At 68.6% G+C, this 577-nt stretch carries 1 protein-coding gene; it reads right to left on the reverse strand.

Going from position 1 to position 577, the window contains the following annotated elements:
• A partial coding sequence (locus tag Mam01_RS36165; protein WP_204289709.1) for a beta-xylosidase family glycoside hydrolase occupies window positions 1-577 on the reverse strand: 577 nt, incomplete at both ends.

The following is a 577-nucleotide window of genomic DNA, read 5'->3' on the forward strand; positions in this document are numbered from 1 at the left end:
AGGTCGAACCGGTTGACGGTGACCGAGCCGCCCAGGGACTGGGTGGCGTAGTTGAAGATGCCGAAGCGGTAGCCCATGAAGAACTGCCAGGCGTTGCCCATCGTGAAGGCGGGGCCGAAGGAGGTGAAGTTCACCCCGTCGGTGCTGTAGGAGAACTTGGCCTGGCGGCCGCTGCCGGGCCGGATGTCGGCGTTGACCCGCAGCCAGATCCGGCCGCCGGACACCGAGGTGGAGGCCACCTCGCTGCCGGTGGAGGTGGTCTGCCAGCTGCTGTTCATGGTCAGGTTGTTGGTCGCGACGAGCCGGGTCTGGCCGTTGTCGCGCCGGACGCCGATCCAGGCCGAGGAGTCGCGCAGCATCGCCAGCCCCGCCCGGTCGCCGTCGCGCATCTGGGAGTAGTCCAGCTGGATCGTCGCGGTGGAGGACGGCCCGAGGATGCGGTGGGTGAGGGTGTTGCGGGCCGAGTACAGGTCGTTGGTCACGGTGGCGGTCTGCAGCTTCAGCCCGCTGCCGACGCTGAACTTGGTGGTGTCGGGGTTGTGGTTCCACTCCCACTCCGGCCCGAGCTGCGACCCGG

It is taken from the genome of Microbispora amethystogenes (genome assembly GCF_016863015.1).
GTDB classification, from domain to species: domain Bacteria; phylum Actinomycetota; class Actinomycetes; order Streptosporangiales; family Streptosporangiaceae; genus Microbispora; species Microbispora amethystogenes.